Annotated in this window: 20 protein-coding genes; 12 read left to right on the top strand and 8 right to left on the bottom strand. The window is 71.3% G+C overall.

The window, feature by feature from the left end:
- The first annotated feature begins 221 nt into the window (after positions 1 to 221).
- The gene (locus tag ACWIHT_RS44245; RefSeq protein ID WP_456174303.1) at positions 222 to 2,309 is read left to right on the top strand and encodes a HelD family protein; all 2,088 of its coding nucleotides are present in this window, start codon (positions 222 to 224) and stop codon (positions 2,307 to 2,309) included.
- A gap of 13 nt (positions 2,310 to 2,322) precedes the next feature.
- On the opposite strand, the gene ACWIHT_RS44250 is transcribed toward ACWIHT_RS44245, so the two are convergent.
- Both ACWIHT_RS44250 and ACWIHT_RS44255 read right to left on the bottom strand, forming a co-directional pair.
- Complete coding sequence (locus ACWIHT_RS44250; protein ID WP_456174305.1) at positions 2,323 to 3,015, bottom strand: copper homeostasis protein CutC; 693 nt, start codon at positions 3,013 to 3,015, stop codon at positions 2,323 to 2,325.
- A gap of 130 nt (positions 3,016 to 3,145) precedes the next feature.
- Positions 3,146 to 3,829, bottom strand: coding sequence for a maleylpyruvate isomerase family mycothiol-dependent enzyme (locus ACWIHT_RS44255; RefSeq protein ID WP_456174306.1), 684 nt, complete (start codon positions 3,827 to 3,829; stop codon positions 3,146 to 3,148).
- 44 nt (positions 3,830 to 3,873) lie between these two features.
- Between ACWIHT_RS44255 and ACWIHT_RS44260 the strand changes: the two genes are divergently transcribed.
- A complete protein-coding gene (locus ACWIHT_RS44260; protein ID WP_456174308.1) occupies positions 3,874 to 4,536 on the top strand; it encodes an HD domain-containing protein in 663 nt (220 codons plus the stop codon).
- Here ACWIHT_RS44260 and ACWIHT_RS44265 read toward each other — a convergent pair.
- The 3 genes from ACWIHT_RS44265 to ACWIHT_RS44275 form a co-directional block, all read right to left on the bottom strand.
- A complete protein-coding gene (locus ACWIHT_RS44265; RefSeq protein ID WP_456174309.1) occupies positions 4,436 to 6,187 on the bottom strand; it encodes a prolyl oligopeptidase family serine peptidase in 1,752 nt (583 codons plus the stop codon). The two genes, ACWIHT_RS44260 and ACWIHT_RS44265, sit on opposite strands and share 101 nt — an antisense overlap.
- A 202-nt stretch (positions 6,188 to 6,389) precedes the next feature.
- Positions 6,390 to 7,742, bottom strand: coding sequence for an MATE family efflux transporter (locus tag ACWIHT_RS44270; protein WP_456174311.1), 1,353 nt, complete (start codon positions 7,740 to 7,742; stop codon positions 6,390 to 6,392).
- Complete coding sequence (locus tag ACWIHT_RS44275; protein WP_456174312.1) at positions 7,739 to 8,776, bottom strand: SagB/ThcOx family dehydrogenase; 1,038 nt, start codon at positions 8,774 to 8,776, stop codon at positions 7,739 to 7,741. The genes ACWIHT_RS44270 and ACWIHT_RS44275 overlap by 4 nt, the downstream gene beginning before the upstream one ends.
- A 320-nt stretch (positions 8,777 to 9,096) precedes the next feature.
- On the opposite strand from ACWIHT_RS44275, the gene ACWIHT_RS44280 reads away from it, so the two are divergent.
- Positions 9,097 to 10,164, top strand: a complete 1,068-nt coding sequence (locus tag ACWIHT_RS44280; protein ID WP_456174314.1) for a GNAT family N-acetyltransferase — start codon at positions 9,097 to 9,099, stop codon at positions 10,162 to 10,164.
- Between the two features lie 45 nt (positions 10,165 to 10,209).
- Here ACWIHT_RS44280 and ACWIHT_RS44285 read toward each other — a convergent pair whose 3' ends face one another.
- Positions 10,210 to 10,476: a DUF4031 domain-containing protein gene (locus ACWIHT_RS44285; RefSeq protein WP_456174315.1), complete on the bottom strand. Its 267-nt coding sequence runs from the start codon at positions 10,474 to 10,476 to the stop codon at positions 10,210 to 10,212.
- Positions 10,473 to 10,850 (bottom strand): hypothetical protein, encoded by a 378-nt coding sequence (locus ACWIHT_RS44290; RefSeq protein WP_456174317.1) that lies wholly within the window; start codon positions 10,848 to 10,850, stop codon positions 10,473 to 10,475. The genes ACWIHT_RS44285 and ACWIHT_RS44290 overlap by 4 nt, the downstream gene beginning before the upstream one ends.
- 55 nt (positions 10,851 to 10,905) lie before the next feature.
- On the opposite strand from ACWIHT_RS44290, the gene ACWIHT_RS44295 reads away from it, so the two are divergent.
- The 5 genes from ACWIHT_RS44295 to ACWIHT_RS44315 all read left to right on the top strand — a co-directional run bounded on the left by ACWIHT_RS44295 (position 10,906) and on the right by ACWIHT_RS44315 (position 15,469).
- The gene (locus tag ACWIHT_RS44295; RefSeq protein ID WP_456174318.1) at positions 10,906 to 11,826 is read left to right on the top strand and encodes a MurR/RpiR family transcriptional regulator; all 921 of its coding nucleotides are present in this window, start codon (positions 10,906 to 10,908) and stop codon (positions 11,824 to 11,826) included.
- Positions 11,827 to 11,950: 124 nt separating this feature from the next.
- Complete coding sequence (gene murQ, locus ACWIHT_RS44300) at positions 11,951 to 12,886, top strand: N-acetylmuramic acid 6-phosphate etherase (protein WP_456174319.1); 936 nt, start codon at positions 11,951 to 11,953, stop codon at positions 12,884 to 12,886.
- Between the two features lie 16 nt (positions 12,887 to 12,902).
- Positions 12,903 to 14,273: a PTS transporter subunit EIIC gene (locus ACWIHT_RS44305; protein WP_456174321.1), complete on the top strand. Its 1,371-nt coding sequence runs from the start codon at positions 12,903 to 12,905 to the stop codon at positions 14,271 to 14,273.
- A 14-nt stretch (positions 14,274 to 14,287) separates the two neighbouring features.
- A complete protein-coding gene (locus tag ACWIHT_RS44310; RefSeq protein ID WP_456174384.1) occupies positions 14,288 to 14,521 on the top strand; it encodes a hypothetical protein in 234 nt (77 codons plus the stop codon).
- Positions 14,522 to 14,689: 168 nt separating this feature from the next.
- Positions 14,690 to 15,469, top strand: a complete 780-nt coding sequence (locus tag ACWIHT_RS44315) for a hypothetical protein (RefSeq protein WP_456174322.1) — start codon at positions 14,690 to 14,692, stop codon at positions 15,467 to 15,469.
- Here the strand turns inward: ACWIHT_RS44315 and ACWIHT_RS44320 are convergent.
- Entirely contained in the window at positions 15,466 to 15,858 is a 393-nt protein-coding gene (locus ACWIHT_RS44320) for a hypothetical protein (protein ID WP_456174324.1), read from the bottom strand. The two genes, ACWIHT_RS44315 and ACWIHT_RS44320, sit on opposite strands and share 4 nt — an antisense overlap.
- 112 nt (positions 15,859 to 15,970) lie before the next feature.
- Between ACWIHT_RS44320 and ACWIHT_RS44325 the strand changes: the two genes are divergently transcribed.
- From ACWIHT_RS44325 to ACWIHT_RS44340, 4 genes are all read left to right on the top strand, one after another.
- Entirely contained in the window at positions 15,971 to 16,810 is an 840-nt protein-coding gene (locus ACWIHT_RS44325; RefSeq protein WP_456174325.1) for a helix-turn-helix domain-containing protein, read from the top strand.
- Complete coding sequence (locus tag ACWIHT_RS44330; RefSeq protein ID WP_456174327.1) at positions 16,794 to 17,057, top strand: DUF397 domain-containing protein; 264 nt, start codon at positions 16,794 to 16,796, stop codon at positions 17,055 to 17,057. Before ACWIHT_RS44325 ends, ACWIHT_RS44330 begins: the two co-directional genes overlap by 17 nt.
- Before the next feature lie 78 nt (positions 17,058 to 17,135).
- Entirely contained in the window at positions 17,136 to 17,513 is a 378-nt protein-coding gene (locus ACWIHT_RS44335; RefSeq protein ID WP_200716051.1) for a type II toxin-antitoxin system RelE/ParE family toxin, read from the top strand.
- Positions 17,510 to 17,845, top strand: coding sequence for a helix-turn-helix domain-containing protein (locus tag ACWIHT_RS44340; RefSeq protein WP_200716052.1), 336 nt, complete (start codon positions 17,510 to 17,512; stop codon positions 17,843 to 17,845). Before ACWIHT_RS44335 ends, ACWIHT_RS44340 begins: the two co-directional genes overlap by 4 nt.
- Positions 17,846 to 17,883 lie beyond the last annotated feature (38 nt).

Consider the following 17,883-nt stretch of genomic DNA (forward strand, 5'->3'; position numbering starts at 1 on the left):
AGAGCCAACCTCGAAGCCGCCCGCGTACGCCTCCGGGCTGACCCGTTCCCCCGCCGGGTGGAGGGGTCGTCCCCTAGGGGACGGAAACTCATTCGCCCCCGCCACTCCCCCTGACCTAGAATCTCCGCTCTTGCCCGCCTCCCCGCAGGGAGTGCCACCGCCCGGACGGAAACCGGCCGGTATCCCACTCAGGTCTTCTCAGGTCTTCCGGAGGCACCCCCTTGTCCACGCCCGCCACCGACCCCCTCGACGACCCCGCCACCGACCCCGTCGGCGACCCCCTCGGCAACCCTCTCGCCCGCGAGCGCACCCACCTCGCCTCCTCCCGTTCCGCCCTGCGCGCCATGCGCGAGGACGTCGAGTCCCTCGACATCAAGGACGTCACGGCGAACTGGGTCAACGCCGAGGTCCTGGCCCGCCAGATCGACGAGCGCATCAAGGCACTGGCCGACCTCAGCGACACCCCGCTGTTCTTCGGCCGCCTCAACTACCTGCACGCTCCCGGCGCCGAGCAGGCGGAGGGCGCGGAGGGAGAGCAGTTCTACATCGGGCGTCGGCATGTGCACGACGGTGACGGCGACCCGATGGTGATCGACTGGCGGGCGCCGGTCTCGCAGCCGTTCTACCGGGCGTCGAAGAAGGACCCGCAGGACATCTCGCTGCGCCGCCGTTTCGGCTACACGGGCGGCGACCTCACGGCGTACGAGGACGAGCACCTCATGGACCCGGCCGAGGCCGCCGCCACCAGCAAACTGCTCCAGCAGGAGATCGAACGGCCCCGCGTCGGCCCGATGCGCGACATCGTCGCCACCATCCAGCCCGAGCAGGACGAGATCGTCCGCAGCGGGCTGGGCGGCACGGTGTGCGTACAGGGCGGACCCGGCACCGGGAAGACCGCCGTCGGCCTGCACCGCGTCGCCTACCTCCTCTACGCCCACCGCGAGCGGCTGGCCCGCACCGGCACCCTCGTCATCGGACCGAACAAGTCCTTCCTCCACTACATCGAGCAAGTCCTGCCCGCACTGGGTGAGTTGACGGTCCGTCAGGGCACGGTGGACGACCTGGTCGCCCATGTCGAGGTGCGCGGCACGGACGAGGCACCGGCCGCCGTCATCAAGGGCGACGCGCGGATGGCGGAGGTCCTCCGCAGGGCCGTCTACTCGCACGTGAGCATCCCGACCGAGCCGGTGATGGTGGTGCGCGGCTCGCGCCGCTGGCGGGTTCCGGCGTACGAACTCGAAGCCATCGTGCGGGAGTTGCTCGACCGCGACATCCGCTACGGCGCGGCCCGCGAGGCCCTCCCGCAGCGCATCGCGCACGCCGTGCTGGTGCAGATGGAGCGGTCCGGGGAGGCGCCGGACGACCGGGTGCAGGACGCCGTGGCGCGCAACGCGGCGGTGAAGGCGGCCGTAAAGGCGGTGTGGCCGCCGGTCGAACCGGAGAAGCTGGTGCTGCGGCTGCTCACGGACGCGGAGTTCCTCGCCGCCCACGCGGACGGGATCCTGGACGAGGACGAGCAGAAGACGATCATCTGGAAGAAGCCCGTCCGAAGCGTGAAGGCCGCCAAGTGGGCCGCCGCGGACGCCGTGTTGATCGACGAGGCGACCGACATCGTCCAGCGGACGCACTCGCTCGGGCATGTGGTGCTCGACGAGGCGCAGGACCTCTCCCCGATGCAGTACCGGGCGGTGGGCCGCCGCTGCACGACCGGTTCCGCGACCGTCCTCGGGGACCTGGCGCAGGGCACCACGCCCTGGGCGACGCGGAGTTGGGACGAGGCGCTGGCCCATCTCGGCAAGTCGGACGGTGTGATCGAGGAGTTGACGGCCGGTTTCCGCGTACCGACGGACGTCATCACCTACGCCTCCCGCCTCCTCCCCCATATCGCGCCGGGTCTGACCCCGGTCGCCTCGGTCCGTGAGAACCCCGGCTTCTTCGACCTCCGCGAGACCGAGGGAACGGCGCAAGTCGTCGCCGCCTGCGAGGAGTTGCTGCGCAACGAGGGCTCGACGGGCCTGATCGCGGCGGACGCCCGCGTCCCCGAACTGGCGCGGGCCCTGACGGCGGCGGGCATCGGCTACATCGACCCGGGCGAGGAGACGACCGCGGCCACCCGTCTGACCCTGGTCCCGGCGTCACTCGCGAAGGGCCTGGAGTACGACTACGTGGTCCTCGACGAGCCGCGGGCCGTGGTCGACGGCGAACCGGACGAACGCACCGGCCTGCGCCGCCTGTACGTCGCCCTGACCCGAGCGGTATCGGGCCTGATCGTGACACACACGGCCCCGTTGCCGCCCCAACTCGCCTGAGCGGAGAGGCCGTTCAGGCTCGGTCCAGTACGGACCGCCACTCCCCCACCGCCGCCGCCGAAACCGGCCGCCCCCAGCCCTCCGGCCGGGCGGCCCCGCCGATGTGGAAGGCGTCGACCCCGGCGGCGCGCAGGGTGGGTACGTGGTCGAGGCGCAGGCCGCCGCCGACGAGGACGCGCTGTTCGTAGCCGGGTTCGCCGTGCAGGGCCGCCTCGCGGAGCAGTGCGGGGAGGCCGTCGTCGACGCCGTCGGCCGAACCGGCGGTGAGGTAGGTGTCGAGGCCGGGCAGGTCGGCGAGCTGCTTGCGGAGGGCGTCGCGGTCGGCGGCGCGGTCGATCGCGCGGTGGAACGTCCAGGCGCAGCCGTCCAGTTCGGCGACGACGCGTTCCACCGCGTCCAGGTCGACCCCGCCGTCCGGGTCGAGGAACCCGAGCACGAACTGGTCGGCGCCGGCGGCCCGCAGCTCGCCCGCGACCCGTACCAGCCGGTGCACGTCGCCCGCGGCGAAGCCGTCCGCGAGGCGGATCATCACGCGCAGGTCGACGTCCACGGCGGCGCGGATCGCGGCGAAGGTCTCGACCGGCGGGGTGAGTCCGTCGGCCGCGATGTCGGTGACCACTTCGAGGCGGTCCGCGCCTCCGGCCTGGGCGGCGATCGCGTCCTCGGCGCCGAGGGCGATCACCTCCAGGACTGCACGCGTGCTCATAGGACCCCTTCCGTCGTGTTCCCTGGAGCGGCTACAGGTCTAGTCCAATCTCAGGGTACGCGGGCGGGTCGGGGGCCGCGAGATCACCCCCGTGAACGGCGAACACATGACGGAAAACAGCGCCTTACGGCTACGCGCCGAAGAGGTTCAGCTCCGCGGGCTCCGCCCCCGCCAGCTCGTACGCCGTCCCGTCCGGCACCGGACGCCCCGCGTACAGCCGTACGAGCGTGGGCGCGTCGCCGATGTACCGGGCCGGGGTGCGCTCGCCCGACACATCGCCCAGCCGCAGCGGATCGTCCAGGTCGTCGAGGTCGGCGTGGAGCGGCAGATGGCCTCTCTGACGGGTCACAAAGCCGAGAAGGGTTAGAGCGGACCCCAGCCTTTCGCCCCCATAGGCCCCGGGCTCGCCGAGCGTGTCCCGTACGTCACCGGCGTGCACCCACTCGCCGAGCGCGACCGCGTCCAGCGCCCCGCCCGCGCGGGCGATCACCGCACCGGCCTCGGTCATCCCGCGCTCCAGTTCGTCGAGGACCCGCGCGTTGCTCCAGTCGGCGCGCTCGGCGATGTCCCGGTCGTTGGCCTCAGGCGAGAACACCCCCTCCTCGAACCGGCGCTCCACCACCCGCATCAGCGCGGAGGAGCAGTGCGCGAGCACGTCCCGCACGGTCCACCCCGGACACGCGGCGGTCGCCAGCGCGAAATCCTCCTCGGCACGGGAACGCAGCAGCGGAATCAGCACGTCACGCTCCCCGGCGAGCAGCCGTCCGGGCAGTTCGGGATCGCGTACGTCGTGTGTCGTATCGGCGTAAGTCATGGTCCCCACGCTAGGGGCGGGGCCACAGGAGGAAAATAAGCACCATGGCCGATCTCGACGCGCTTCGCGCCCGCTGGACCCGCGCTCTCGAAGGAGCCCGGGCGCCGGGCGGCGGACCCGACCCGCTGCCGTACGCGGACAATCTCCTCGCCCGCTGGCAGGAGCCGCAACGCCACTACCACACGCTCACCCACCTCACGGCGGTCCTGGACCACATCGACGTGCTGGCGGAGTACGCCGACGACCCGGACGTCGTACGGCTCGCGGCCTGGTTCCATGACGCGGTCTATCTTCCCGACCGTTCCGAGAACGAGGACCGGTCGGCGCGGCTGGCCGAGCGTGCGCTGCGCGAGGCCGGGGTGCCGGACGCGAGGACGGCCGAGGTCGCCCGCCTGGTCCGCCTCACCGTCACGCACGCCCCCGCCGCCGACGACCGCGACGGCATGGTCCTGTGCGACGCGGACCTGGCGATCCTGGCCGCACCGCCGTCGGCGTACGCCGCGTACACGGCCGCCGTCCGCGAGGAGTACCACTTCGTCCCCAACGACGCGTTCAGGGAGGGCCGTTCGGCGATCCTGCGCCAACTCCTGTCCCTGCCACGGCTGTTCAGGACTCCGCACGGGGTGGCCGAGTGGGAGGCGACGGCACGCTACAACCTGACGGGAGAACTGGCGCTGCTGGGCTCGGCGGACCCAAGTGCCGGGTGAGGAAAGCGAGTAGGGCCTCCCGGAGGACTTCCTGCCCGGCCGCGCTGCGTACGGCGTGCCCGTCGTCCGCGAGGACCACCTCCTCCACCTCCCCGCCCGCCGCGCGCCTGGCCCGGACGAACTCCTCGATACCGGCCGCGTCGATACGAGGGTCATGCGCGCCGCGCACCACGAGCGCCGGACCGCGCATGTCCGCGACCCGGTGCAGCGGCGACCGGCGCCTCAACTCCCCATCCCCCAACCGGCTCCAGCCGATCTGCTTGTCCCACAGGGCGCGCATCCGCCGCCAGTAGGGCCCGTCCGCCCACTCGGAGGAGACAAGATCGACCAGCGGATTCACGGCGACGGCACAGCGGAAACGGGAGTCGGTGAGGGCGAGCAGGGAGGCGTAGCCGCCGTAGGAACCCCCGTACGCGGCAACGCGGTTCGGATCACACCACCCCCGCTCGGCCACGGCGTCCACCGCGTCGTGGAGATCCTGCTGCATCCGCCCGCCCCACTCGCCGTCACCGAGATCACGGAAGGCGCGCCCATAGCCGCTGGAACCGCGGTAGTTGACCCGCAGCACGGCCATTCCGGCGGCGGCGAGCCAGGCCGCCTCCGGGTCGTGCCGCCACCGGTCACGGGCCCACGGCCCGCCGTGCACACGCAGGACCAGGGGCGGGGCGACGGCGTCCGGGGGGAGGGTGAGGTAGGCGGTGAGGGGCTGCCCGTCGGAGGCGGTCAGGGTGAGATCGATGGTGCGCGGCCCGTCGGAGCCGGAGTCGGGCTGGAGCGCTACGGCCGTCCGCGCCGCCCGGTCGTAGACGTAGTGGCGGACCGGTCGGGCGGGATCGTGGGCGGCGAGGAGCCAGCGGGTGTCGGCGCTGTCGTGGCCGAGGAGTTCGAGGTCGCCGGGGATACCGGTGGCGGTGAGATCACGGGCGTAGGCCGGGTCGGCGCAGGTGTACCGGCGGCGGGCCGCGTGGTGGAGGGCGGCGCGGGGGGTGCCGTCCGGGGCGAGCCAGGCGGTGGTGAGGTCGTACGGGGGTGCGGCGAGGAGGGTGCGGGGGTGCCCGGTGCGGGGGTGGAGGGCGGCGAGCCGGACGGCGTCCGCCCGGTACGCGGTGAGGAGCAGTATCTCGCCGGAGGCGGGGTGCATGCCGAGGAGCCGGGTGTCCGCGGCGTCGTCGACGGGAAGGTCGACGACCGGCTGCCAGTCGTGGCCGTCGGTCGTCGTGAGCAGCCGCAGGGTGCCGTCGGGGCGGCCCACCAGGCAGGCCCGGCAGGCGAGTTGATCGTCGAAGGCCCAGTCGCGGGTACCGTCCGGGCAGTGGGCGAGGGGGTGGGCGGGGCCGGTGGAGGGGTCGAGGGGGAGGTACCAGGGGTGCAGCGCGCGGTCACCGCGCCGACGGACGGCGGTGACCATCGCGTGCGGGCGGGCGGGTGAGGTCCACAGCCCGCGCACCTGGAGAGTCCCCTCGGGGGCCAGGGGCAGCAGCGCGCCGTCCGACAGCCGCAGGGCGTACGGGATGAAGCGTTCGCGGCCGGTGCGCTCGGTGATGAGCAGCAAGTGGCGGCCGTCCGGGGCCCATTGGAGGGCGTGGACGCTGCCGTCCGCGTCGAGGTACGCCACGTGGCGCCCGTCCGGGGAGAGAACCGGGGAGATCATGGTCGCGGCCGCCTAAGGGCTCGGGGGTTCTGTTGTGTGGCGACTGCGGGCAGTCCGTGGTTGCCCGCGCAGTTCCCCGCGCCCCTTCGAAACGCACGCTCACTTCCAGGGGCGCGGGGCTCTGTCGATGTGCGGCTCCGCCGCGTGGGCGCGACCAGCCACAACGCACCCGCACTCGCCACACAACGGAACCCCCGGGCCACTAGGCGCACATCAGCCGCCGAACCGCCCACTCCGTCACCCCCGCCCGAACCACCCAGTACCCCAACACCCCACCGAACGCCCCCGTCAGCCCCCACCCCCCACGCACCGCCAGCCACGCCAGGGGAAGTTGGACCGCCCAGGACGCGACCGTGTTCGCGACCATGTCCGCCCGCGTGTTCCGCAGCGCGCGCAACGCCGCCGTGTTGCTGACCGTCACCGCGACCAGCGGCAGGCTCGCCGCGACCACGAGCGTCGCTCCGACGGCCGCGGCGACGACGGCCGGATCGTCGGTGAACAGCCGCAGCACCGGCCGTACGGCAACCGCCAGCGCACCCGCCGCCACCGTGAGCGCGCCGGTGACCAGCAGCCGGTTGGCCCGCCAGTGGACACGGACCGCGTCCGGACAACCCCCGCCCGCCGCCCGGGACATGAGCACCCCCGCCGCCGACGAGAACGCGTTGGACAGCATGAAGACCAGCAGCACCAGCTGGAACACCACGCGGGAGGCGGCGAGTTCAGTGAGCGACAGCAGTCCGATCGCGGCGAAGAACGCGAAGGACGCCAGATAGTCGACGCCCATCGACACCATCGCGGGCCACGCCAACTCCCAGCTCCCCCGCACCGCTTGGCGGTCCAACGGCGTCCCCCGCCACGTGCCGAGCCAGTCCCACAGCCCCGCCCTCCGCAGCAGAACGACCTGAAGGACACCCGCGCAGAGCAGGGAGAGCGTGACTCCGAGGCCGTTCCCGGCGGCGCCCAACGCGGGCAGTGGCCCGACGCCGTAGGTCAGCGCCCAGCTCACCGCCACATTGACCGGCATGGTGACGCAGTTGGTGAGCAGGGTGAGCAGGGTCCGCCCGGCCGCCTGGAGGGTGATCGTGCCGAGCGCGGAGAGGACCGCGAGCGGGAGACCGAAAGCCCGGGCGCGGAGATAGGCCGCACCGGCCGCGACAGCCACCGGATCGTGCACGGTGAGCGCGACCAACGGCCGAGCCGCACACGCCAGCACCACCGCGGCCACCACCGCCAGCGCCCCGACCGGACGCAACGAGGCATGCAACGCCCGTACGGCGAGAGCCCGTTCACCGGCGCCGAGGTACCGAGCACACAACACCTGATAGCCCGTCACCCCGGCCGGCAGCACCCCCGACACCAGCTCTACGACGACGATCGCCCCGGCGACCCCGGCCAGCGCGGCCGAGCCGTAGTGCCCGGTCAGCGCGAGGCCGATCAGGTCACCGGCCCGCGACACGGCGGTGGCGAGCACCGCGGGCAGCGCCAACTCCAGGAGCGGGCGGGCCTGTTCGCGGGCCCAGGAGACCGGGGCCCGCGTGTCCGGTGCGGCGCTCATCCCACCCGCGTCCGGCTGCCGTGCCGCGGATCGGGACCCATGGTCAGCGTGTAGATCGTCGCCTGGCGGACGGGGTCGAGTCCGAGCAGTTCCTCGATCAGACCGTCCCGTACCGCCGGTGTGACCAACGTGCCCAGCCCGTGTGTGTCGGCGAGCAGCAGCAGCCGTTGCGCTAGGTGACCGGACTCGATGTACAGGTTGCGCAGGGCGCGTTCGTGCCGGTACCGGAACTGGTACTGCTCGAAGTCCGCGACCATGACCAGCGTGAACGCGGCGGTCAGCGGCCAGGGGGAGCCGTAGAACACGTCCCGCATGGCGCCGCGGTGGTCGCCGGGGCGGATCTCGGTCAACTCCGGTTCGGCGGGGGCGAGATCGAGATGCCAGGCGCCGGGGTCGATGCCGTCGACGTTGTACGCCAGGACGTAGAAGTCGAAGGCGGTGCCGAAGGAGCGGAGGAGTTCGCGTGGGTCGTCCTCGCCGGTACGGCGCTGGTTGGCGGCGACGGTGGCGAGGCCGGTGCGCAGGACGTGGGAGAGCGCGCCGGCCGGGGTGGGCCGGGGCAGATAGCTGCGCACCGAGCGGCGGCTGAGCAGCGCGGTACCGAGGCCACGGTCGGGGTCGCCGGGCACCGGGGCGGGCAGCGGCACGCGGCGGCCCTCCGGCCGTATCCGGGGCGGCAGTTGGGCGCCGCACCCGTATTCGGCGAGGACCTCCCGGCGGGTGTCGACGGCGTCGGGGCCGGAGTCGGCGTAGGGCAGGTCGCGGGAGAGGAGGTGGTATTCGAGGGAGGGCCGCCAGCGGCGCCGGTGCCAGAACTCGACCGGTTCCGGGGCGGGTTGGTCGGCGGCCCCGGCGTCGGCCAGCCAGGCGGCGAGGGCGCCGGAGCCGTCCGGCGGGGTGCCCGCGGCGATCGTACGGGCCAGGGTGCGCCGGTCGACGTAGCCGCGGCGGCGGCCGGCCAGGTCCTGGACGTGCACACCGTCACGCGGACCGAGCCCGCCGCCGATGCGCAGCAGGGGCGGAAGAGTGGACATGGGGAGGCTGCTCCTTTCAGGGACGGGACGAACTCAACCTGGCGGCACGGCAAGGCGGTTCAGCCTGACGGCACGGCAGGGCGGTTCAACCCGGCGGCACGGCACGGCGGTTTCTCCATGGGGAACCTCCTGGATTTGGATCTTCCCGCGCTCTCTCCTGACCTCGCCCCCATGCCCGTCGCTGGGAGGGGAAAGGCTGGCGCATGGCGGCCGAATACTCGGTGAAGCCAAAGCGCCTGAATGATCAAATCGCCGTCATATGCCGTTGGTGAATGCTTTAATCGCGGCGGGTCGTGGTCGTGGCCCGTATGCTCCCCGGCATGGGGACCACGGGCGCACCACAACTGGAAGAGGCCGTAGCGAGCTGTATCGCGCTGCTGAGCACGGCGACGGACCGGGACTGGGACGGCGTGCGGGCCGACCGTCTGGAGTGGAGCTGCCGGTACACGGCCGAGCACATCGCCGGTGATCTCATCGCGTACGCGGGCCAGTTGGCCGGTCGCGCACAGCACGCCTACGTCCCCTTCGACATCACCCTCGACGAAGGCACCGACAACTCCGGTGTCCTGGACGTGATCGGGGCGACCGGCGCCCTGCTCGCCGCCGCCGTCCGCATCACCCCGCGCGAGGTGCGCGCCTTCCACCCGTACCCGTTCCGCAGCGCCAACCGCGAGGGCTTCGCCGCGATGGGCACCGCGGAAGTGTTGCTGCACACCCAGGACATCGCCCAGGCCCTGGAACTGGACTACCAACCGGCCCGGAAACTCCCCGAGTTCGTCCTCACCCGGATCTTCCCGCACGTCCGCCCCGGCGCCGACCCCTGGCGCACCCTGCTCTGGGCGACCGGCCGCGGCGACCTCCCCGCCCGCGCCCCCGTCACCGAGTGGCGCTGGCACAACAACCTCGTCCTCCCCACCGAACGCCTCACCCTGGACGGCGTCCACCCGGCGGCCGCCGCCGACCTGGCCGCGGGCGGCGAAGGCGGCTTCGAGTGGCTCGACGGCGGCCCCTTCGAGGGCACCCGGGAGGCCGCGACCTTCATGACGAAGGCGTACCAAGCAGGCCTACACCGGCCGGAGTTCGGGGTGTTCGCCCTGGTCCGCCACGAGGACGGCCGCGCGATCGGCGGTATGGGCTTCCACGCCGTACCCGACGAGGAGGGCCGCACCGAGGTCGGCTACGACCTGGTGGAGGGCGCGCGCGGACAGGGCTACGCGACGGAGGCGCTGCGCGCGCTGACCGGCTGGGCCCTGGCACGGGACGACGTACGCACGGTCCTCGCGACCGTCGAACGCGACAACCTGGCCTCCCAGGCGGTGGTTTCCCGCGTGGGCTTCAAGCAAGTGGGCGAGGACGTCGACGAGTTGAGCTACGAGTTGGGCGACTGACCTACGGACGAGGCGACCGACCCGCCCAACGGGGTTCCAACTGGGCTACAGTTCCCGCCCCTTGGGCCTGCGCAGCCCCGCCGCCGTCAGCAGCCGCACCACCTCCCGGCTCCTGACCTCCACCGCCCCGGCGGCCACCGCGTCCGCGTAACGATGCGACGGGATGTCGTAGTGATCCCGCTCGAAGGCCCGGCGCGGCACGCCCAACTCATCGGCGAACAGGTGGAGTTCGTCGTAGGAGACATCGCTGACGAGGTGGGACCAGAGGCGGCCGTGACCCGGCCAGGTCGGCGGGTCGATGTACACGGTCACAGGGAACCCAGGTTTCCCACCGCCGCGACCTTCACACCCGCCTGGTGGCAGACCCAGTGCGGGTCGGGTCCCAGCTCCGGTTCGACCTCCAGGGCGTGCGGGTCCCCGGCCGAGCAGACCGGGCAGAGCGGCCAGCGGCCGTACGCCTCCAGCAGCGCGTCCTGCACGTCCTGCGCGACCAGCCCGGCCACGTAGTCGACGCCCTCCGGCCACTGCTCCACCCACCACCGCCGCTGGACGACGGACTCCTCCACCATCGACACCACGTCCGCCGCGACGACCTCGCGCGCGGCGAGGTCGGCGAGCACGAGCGCGCGAGCGGCGTGCAGCGCCTGCTCCAGGGGACTGACGGGGTCGCTGGTCGGTTCTTCCATGCACCCATTGTGCGCACTCTTGACCACAACCCGGATCCGAAAATATCTTTCAGGAGTGACCCAGGACGTGAAAGAAATTTTCGGAAGCGCCTCCGGGAGCACCGGGAGCACACCACCCGCGGCCCTGGCCGCCAAGGTGCGCACCCTCGTCCCCTCCATGACCCGCTCCATGCAGCGCGTCGCCGAGACCGTCGCCGCCGACCCGGCGGGCTGCGCGGCCCTCACCGTCACCGGCCTCGCCGAACGCACCGGCACCAGCGAGGCCACCGTCGTCCGCACCGCCCGCATCCTCGGCTACCCCGGCTACCGCGATCTGCGCCTGGCCCTCGCCGGGCTCGCCGCGCAGCAGCAGTCCGGGCGGGCGCCCGCCCTCACCACCGACATCGCGGTCGACGACCCGATCGCCGACGTCGTCGCGAAACTCGCCTACGACGAGCAGCAGACCCTCGCCGACACGGCCGCCGGCCTCGACACCGTGCAGCTCGGCGCGGCCGTCAGCGCGCTCGCGGGCGCCCGCCGCACCGACGTCTACGGCGTCGGCGCGTCCGGGCTCGTCGCCCAGGACCTCACCCAGAAACTCCTGCGCATAGGGCTCATAGCCCACGCCCACAGCGACCCGCACCTCGCCGTCACGAACGCCGTGCAGCTGAAGGCCGGTGACGTGGCCATCGCGATCACCCACTCCGGTTCCACAGGTGACGTCATCGAACCGCTGCGCGTCGCCTTCGAGCACGGGGCCACGACCGTGGCGATCACCGGGCGCCCGGACGGCGCGGTGACGCAGTACGCCGATCACATTCTTACGACGTCCACGGCTCGGGAGAGTGAGCTTCGCCCGGCGGCGATGTCGTCCCGGACCAGTCAGTTGCTGGTGGTGGACTGTTTGTTCATCGGGGTGGCGCAGCGGACGTATGAACAGGCTGCGCCCGCGTTGTCGGCGTCCTACGAGGCGTTGGCGCACCGACATAGGCGTTAGAGGCGCGTCGTTTTCTGCGGGTGCGTTGTGGCTGGTCGCGCCCACGCGGCGGAGCCGCACATAGATACAGCCCCGCGCCCCTGGGTAAGACATCTCACCGCACGATTGAAAGAGCCGCTTCTCCATGACCTCTACGTCCAACCCCCGTGATCTCCGTGCCGAGTTGGAGTCACTCACCACCGAAGCCTTCCGGCCCGAACTCGCCGGGATCGATCAACTCCCCACCCTCGACATCGCCCGCCTCATGAACACCGAGGACGCCACCGTCGCCGCCGCGGTGGCGCAGCGGCTCCCCGAGATCTCCGCCGCGATCGACGCCGTAGCGGAACGGATGGAGCGTGGCGGCCGCCTGATCTACATGGGCGCCGGAACCGCCGGACGGCTGGGCGTTCTCGACGCCTCCGAATGTCCGCCGACCTTCAACACCGACCCCTCCCAGGTGGTCGGACTGATCGCGGGCGGCCCGACCGCCTTGGTCACGTCCGTCGAAGGGGCCGAGGACTCACGGGAGTTGGCACAGGCCGACCTCGACGCGCTCACGCTCACCGCCGACGACACGGTGGTCGGCGTCTCCGCCTCGGGACGCACCCCGTACGCGATCGCGGCCGTAGAACACGCGCGGAGCGAAGGCGCGCTGACCATCGGCCTGTCCTGCAACGAGCACAGCGCGCTCGCGGCAGCCGCCGAGCACGGCATCGAGGTCGTCGTAGGCCCCGAACTCCTCACCGGATCAACGAGGTTGAAGGCGGGCACGGCCCAGAAGCTGGTCCTCAACATGCTGTCCACGATCACGATGATCCGGCTCGGCAAGACGTACGGGAACCTCATGGTCGACGTCCGCGCCTCGAACGAGAAGCTGCGCGCCCGTTCCCGCCGTATCGTCGCGCTCGCGACCGGCGCGGACGACCCGGAGATCGAGCGGGCCCTCGCGGCGACCGACGGCGAGGTGAAGAACGCGATCCTGGTGGTCCTCGCCGAGGTCGACGGCCCGACGGCCGCCCGCCTTCTGGAGGAGTCCGGGGGCCGGTTGCGCGCGGCACTGACGGCCGCGGGCGGCTGACCAGCACGCTCAGGGCGTGGATACCGACACTCCTACTCCGTACGACATCGCCGCCGCGCTCCTCCCCCTGGTCGGCGGCCCCGCGAACGTCACCTCCGTGGCCCACTGCATGACCCGCCTACGGCTCGGCCTGGCCGACCGGTCGTTGGTGGACGAGGACGGGCTCCGGGCGCTGCCCGGCGTGCTCGGGATCGTGGACGACGACACGTACCAGATCGTGCTGGGGCCGGGGGTGGTGGCCCGAGTGACCCCGGAGTTCGAGAAGTTGGCGACTACGGGCGGCGAACCGGCCGCACGCAACGCGACTCCCGCCAAACTCCTCCTCCGCCGGATCGCGAACATCTTCGTCCCGCTCATCCCCGCCCTGATCGGCTGCGGGGTACTGGCCGGCCTCAACGGCCTCCTGATCAACATGAGTTGGCTACCGGGCCTGACCCCGGCCCTGGCCGCCGTGGCCTCCGCGTTCCTCGCCCTCATCTCGGTCTTCGTCGGCTACAACACGGCGAAGGAGTTCGGCGGAACGCCCGTGCTGGGCGGGGCGGTGGCGGCAGTGGTCGTATACCCCGGGGTCGCGAAGGTGACGGCGTTCGGGGTCGCCCTCTCCCCCGGCCAGGGCGGGGTGCTGGGCGCGCTGGCCGCCGCGTTGCTCGGCACGTACGTCGAGAAGTGGTGCCGTACCTGGGTCCCCGCGACCCTCGACGTCCTCGTCACGCCCACCCTGACGGTCCTGGTCTCGGGCCTGGCGACGCTCTACGGCCTCATGTACGCGGCCGGCGAGATCTCCACGGCGATCGGCAGCGCGGCGAACTGGCTCCTCACCACCACGGGCCCCTTCGCGGGCCTGATCCTGGGCGGCCTGTTCCTCCCCCTGGTGATGCTGGGCCTGCACCAGGCCCTCATCCCCATCCACACCACCCTCATCCAACAGCAGGGCTACACCGTCCTGTTGCCCATCCTCGCGATGGCGGGTGCGGGCCAGGTCGGCGCGGCGGTGGCGGTCTACTTCCGTCTGCGCCACGACACTTCACTCCGCACGACCATCAAGTCGGCCCTCCCGGCGGGGTTGTTGGGCATCGGCGAGCCGCTGGTCTACGGCGTCTCACTGCCGTTGGGCCGCCCGTTCCTGACCGCGTGTGCGGGCGGTGCGGCGGGGGGTGCGTTCGTCGGCTTCTTCGCGACCCTCGGCGACAAGGTGGGCGCGACGGCGATCGGCCCGTCGGGCTGGGCCCTGTTCCCGCTGCTGGCGGGGAACCGGGGGCTGGGGACGACGGCGGCGATCTACGGGGGCGGCCTGCTGACGGGGTACGCGGTGGGCTTCGTGGCGACCTATTGGGTGGGGCTGAGCGGGGTAAGGCCGCGCGAGGCCGGTGACGCTTCCCGGGCATGATCGTTCCCCCGGTCATGAAGAAGACACTGATGGCCGTGGCCTGCGCCGCCGCCGCTCTCGCCATGGCTACGCCGGCTCACGCGGACAACGACTCGAACTTCGGCAGCGGGGTGAACGCGGCGAGCAACTGGGCCTTCTCGGCCGCCGCTGTGTGCTTCCAGGAACTCGCCGTGGTCCCCGTCGGCGGTGCCTGGAACGGCAACACCGTCAACCACTGCGTGAACGGCAACGTCCTCAACCACGCCTGATCCGAATGAACATGTGGTCCCCCTTCCGCGTCGAAGCTGTGCAAGCGGCGAACCGTCGTCGGCAACGTCCAGGGGGACCACATGAACACGCAAGCGAACCGCCTCACCGGCCTGCTACTCGCACCACTTCTCGGTGCCTGCGTCCTTGCCGGTTGCGGCGATGGGGGAATGCAGAGCCAATCACCCAAGACGCAGGAGAAGCGCGCTCGTGAAGTCGCCGACGCCTGGCCGGGTTCCGCGGCCGCCGCTGCGTGGAGCAAGGGCTACTACCCGATGGCCGACGGGACGCAACCCCCGGAATCGGGCTGGCACAGTGACGCGGACAAGCGGGCCTGGGAAGCCAGGACCATCGTCCGGCGCGGCCAGTTGCCGACCACCGCGATCGCGCAGGGGACGGTGAAGTGGAAGAGCGGAAGCACGCTGAGCCGTCCGGTGATGGATCCGAACTGGGTGTATCAATCGTTCGCCCACTACCGCAACAAGGGCCCCAGGCTCACCGTGACGGGGGTGAAGCTCGGCGAAACGACGATCACCACGACCCGGGGAACGGCGACAGTTCCCGCCTGGCTGTTCACACTTGACGGCTACGACACCCCGCTCAAACTGGTCGCCGTCATCCCGTCGAAGCCTCCCAAGCCGCCGATCGGACGGGCCGGGCGCGGATCGGCCGACGGCCTCTGGCAGGTCGCCCGGCTGACCGGGACCTCGGCGAACGGCCGCTCCCTCACCGTGCGGTCGGGCCACGGAGCCTGCGACGACGGCCCCGTCGTCAAGGTGCTGGAGACGGACGAGAGCGTCGTGCTGTACGGCTCCGTCAAGGGTGCGCGCGGCGGCCCCTGCACCGCCCAGATGCTCCAACCGAAGGTGAAGGTCGAGTTGCGGCAGCCGCTCGGCCACCGCGTCGTCCTCGACGCCCTCACCGCTCAACCGGTGCCGTACGGAACCTAAGGAAGACGAGCCTCCCGGTTCCGTTCCCGTACCCGGGCCCGCAGCACCTCCTCCTGTGCAGCGGGCCCCGTCGACTCCGGCGGGCAGTCCCACTCGCGGCCTCCGGCGACCGGCCTCAACTGCACGTTCCCGCCCACGTGTCCCATCACCTCGCCGATCCGCCCGTCCCGTACGTCCACGGCGTGCGCCCCGACCGGCGGCCGTTCGCCGCGCAGCACGGACGCCAGCTTCTCGGCGGTACGTACGTTGCAACGCCCCAGCGTCACCAACGCGAACGGTTCCTCACTCACACCGGTCACCGGGTCCACCCCCAGGGACGGCAGGGCGACACCCACACCAGTGAGCGCGTCCCGCAGCAGAACGACGACTTCTTCCGTCGACCGCAGCATTCCTTCACCTCCACGCAGAGTTCGCTGTTCGCAACACAGCGTGGCCTCTACGTGTCTAACCTGGCCATACGCGAAGTCCCAACAAACTCGGCTGTTAGGGCAGGGAGTTGCTGTGGCAGGACAGAAGGACCTCGACCCGTCGTCGTCACCACGAGCCCTGCTCGGCGCCGAACTCCGCCACGCCCGCGAGAAGGCAGGCCTCAGTCAGGAGGAGTTGGGGCAACGGTTGTTCGTGAGCGGTTCGTTCATCGGCCAGTTGGAGGCGGGCACGCGGCGGATGCTGCCGGAGTACGCGCGGATGCTGGACGTCGAGTTGGGGACGGGGGACTTCTTCACGCGGAACTGTGGAGCGGCGGCGAAGTCCCAATATCCGGAGCACTTTGCGGAGGCAGCGGATGCGGAGGCCCGAGCAACGGCGATCAGGCAGTACGCGTCGATGTTGATCCCGGGGCTACTTCAGACACCCGCGTACGCGAGGGCCGTCTGCCGGGCCTACCAGCCGACTGCAACCGACGAGGAGATCGACACGTTGGTGGAACAGCGGATGACGCGGGCCCACATCCTCGACGACCCAACAAGGCCCTTGTTGTGGGCGGTGATTGACGAATCCGCGCTGCGTCGGGTGACGGGTGGGCCCGAGGTCATGGCGGAGAACCTGCGCCACATCGCCGAACTTGCCCGCCGGAGCCGGGTCATCGTGCAGGTACTGCCGTTCGATGCAGGAGCGCACCCCGCGATGCAGGGCTGCATCAAGCTGATGGACTTCGCCGGTGCCCCTCCGCTGATCTACCTGGAAGGCGTAGGCACAGGCCAGTTGGACGACGACCCCAGCGTCGTCGCGGAGTACAGGCTCTACTACGAGTTCCTCTCAGCCTGTGCCCTCGCACCAGAGAAGTCTCTGGTCTTGATCGAGAGGATGGCGCAGGATTACGCCCATGAGGAACTTTCGTGACTGCGACCTGAGCTCTGTTACCTGGCACAAGTCGAGCTACAGCGGCGGCAGCGGAGACAACTGCCTGGAAGTCGCCCGCTGGCGCAAGTCGACGTATAGCGGCGGCAGCGGCGACGACTGCCTCGAAGTCGCCGACGGCCACCCCGCCCTCGTCCCCGTCCGCGACTCCAAGAACCCCCTCGGCCCGAAACTCGTCTTCCGGGCCGAGGCGTGGGCCACGTTCGTAGAAGACCTCAAGCACGTCTGACCTCGGCACATCACTCCATGCGGTGACCTTTTCCCAATACCACGAGTATGCTGTTGTCGACATACTACGGTCCGCCGCATGGACAACCTGTACGTGATCGAGCTGGAGCCAGAGGTGCGGTCCTGGCTGGAACTCCTGCCCGACAACCACCACCGCAAAGTGGAGGAGTACGCCGAACTGTTGGCCGCTTCGGGGACACAGACCCCCATGCCCTTCGCCCGCCCGCTCGAAGGGGGCGTCTACGAACTGCGCCCCACACTCGGCGGTGTGGACACCCGGATCACCTACTGGTTCGCACCGGATCGCCGCATCGTGCTCCTCACGGTCTTCCGCAAGACCCGTATGCATGAGGCGGCGCAGGTCGCGCGAGCAGTCGCCGCCCGCAAGGTGTGCGCCGCCGAGCACGGGCCCGCTCACACCACCTACAGTCGCGGCGAAAAAGGAGACACGCGATGAGCCACACCCGCTGGAAGCTGGCCCGGGAAAAGAGGCTGGCCGAGGAGTGCGCCGAATCCCCCGAGGTCGCTGCCGAGCGTGCGGAGATCCGGCTGGCCATGGCTTTCGCCAAGGCCGTGTACGACCGCCGCGTGGAGCTGGGGCTGACGCAGACGCAGCTCGCGGAGCGGGCCGGGCTCACCCAAGCGAAGATCTCCCGCGTCGAAGGTGCCGACACCGTGCCGACCCTCCCCCTGCTGCGGCGCCTGACCCTGGCCTTGAACGCTTCCCTGAACATCGCGCTGGACGACGACCACGAGGAAGTCACGTTCACCGCCCACCCGGCGGCCTGAGGGACGGCGGGGGTCGGCCCTTCCGCGGGGCCATCAGC

This window comes from Streptomyces sp. NPDC002276 (genome assembly GCF_053891435.1).

Coding starts and splice junctions, on each gene's coding strand:
- ACWIHT_RS44270 (WP_456174311.1), bottom strand. CDS start 7,742: ATGAGCGCCGCACCGGACACGCGGGCCCCGGTCTCCTGGGCCCGCGAA.
- murQ (WP_456174319.1), top strand. CDS start 11,951: ATGACCTCTACGTCCAACCCCCGTGATCTCCGTGCCGAGTTGGAGTCA.
- ACWIHT_RS44340 (WP_200716052.1), top strand. CDS start 17,510: ATGAGCCACACCCGCTGGAAGCTGGCCCGGGAAAAGAGGCTGGCCGAG.
- ACWIHT_RS44260 (WP_456174308.1), top strand. CDS start 3,874: ATGGCCGATCTCGACGCGCTTCGCGCCCGCTGGACCCGCGCTCTCGAA.
- ACWIHT_RS44335 (WP_200716051.1), top strand. CDS start 17,136: ATGGACAACCTGTACGTGATCGAGCTGGAGCCAGAGGTGCGGTCCTGG.
- ACWIHT_RS44320 (WP_456174324.1), bottom strand. CDS start 15,858: ATGCTGCGGTCGACGGAAGAAGTCGTCGTTCTGCTGCGGGACGCGCTC.
- ACWIHT_RS44275 (WP_456174312.1), bottom strand. CDS start 8,776: ATGTCCACTCTTCCGCCCCTGCTGCGCATCGGCGGCGGGCTCGGTCCG.
- ACWIHT_RS44330 (WP_456174327.1), top strand. CDS start 16,794: ATGAGGAACTTTCGTGACTGCGACCTGAGCTCTGTTACCTGGCACAAG.
- ACWIHT_RS44265 (WP_456174309.1), bottom strand. CDS start 6,187: ATGATCTCCCCGGTTCTCTCCCCGGACGGGCGCCACGTGGCGTACCTC.
- ACWIHT_RS44310 (WP_456174384.1), top strand. CDS start 14,288: ATGAAGAAGACACTGATGGCCGTGGCCTGCGCCGCCGCCGCTCTCGCC.
- ACWIHT_RS44280 (WP_456174314.1), top strand. CDS start 9,097: ATGGGGACCACGGGCGCACCACAACTGGAAGAGGCCGTAGCGAGCTGT.
- ACWIHT_RS44255 (WP_456174306.1), bottom strand. CDS start 3,829: ATGACTTACGCCGATACGACACACGACGTACGCGATCCCGAACTGCCC.
- ACWIHT_RS44250 (WP_456174305.1), bottom strand. CDS start 3,015: ATGAGCACGCGTGCAGTCCTGGAGGTGATCGCCCTCGGCGCCGAGGAC.
- ACWIHT_RS44290 (WP_456174317.1), bottom strand. CDS start 10,850: ATGGAAGAACCGACCAGCGACCCCGTCAGTCCCCTGGAGCAGGCGCTG.
- ACWIHT_RS44315 (WP_456174322.1), top strand. CDS start 14,690: ATGCAGAGCCAATCACCCAAGACGCAGGAGAAGCGCGCTCGTGAAGTC.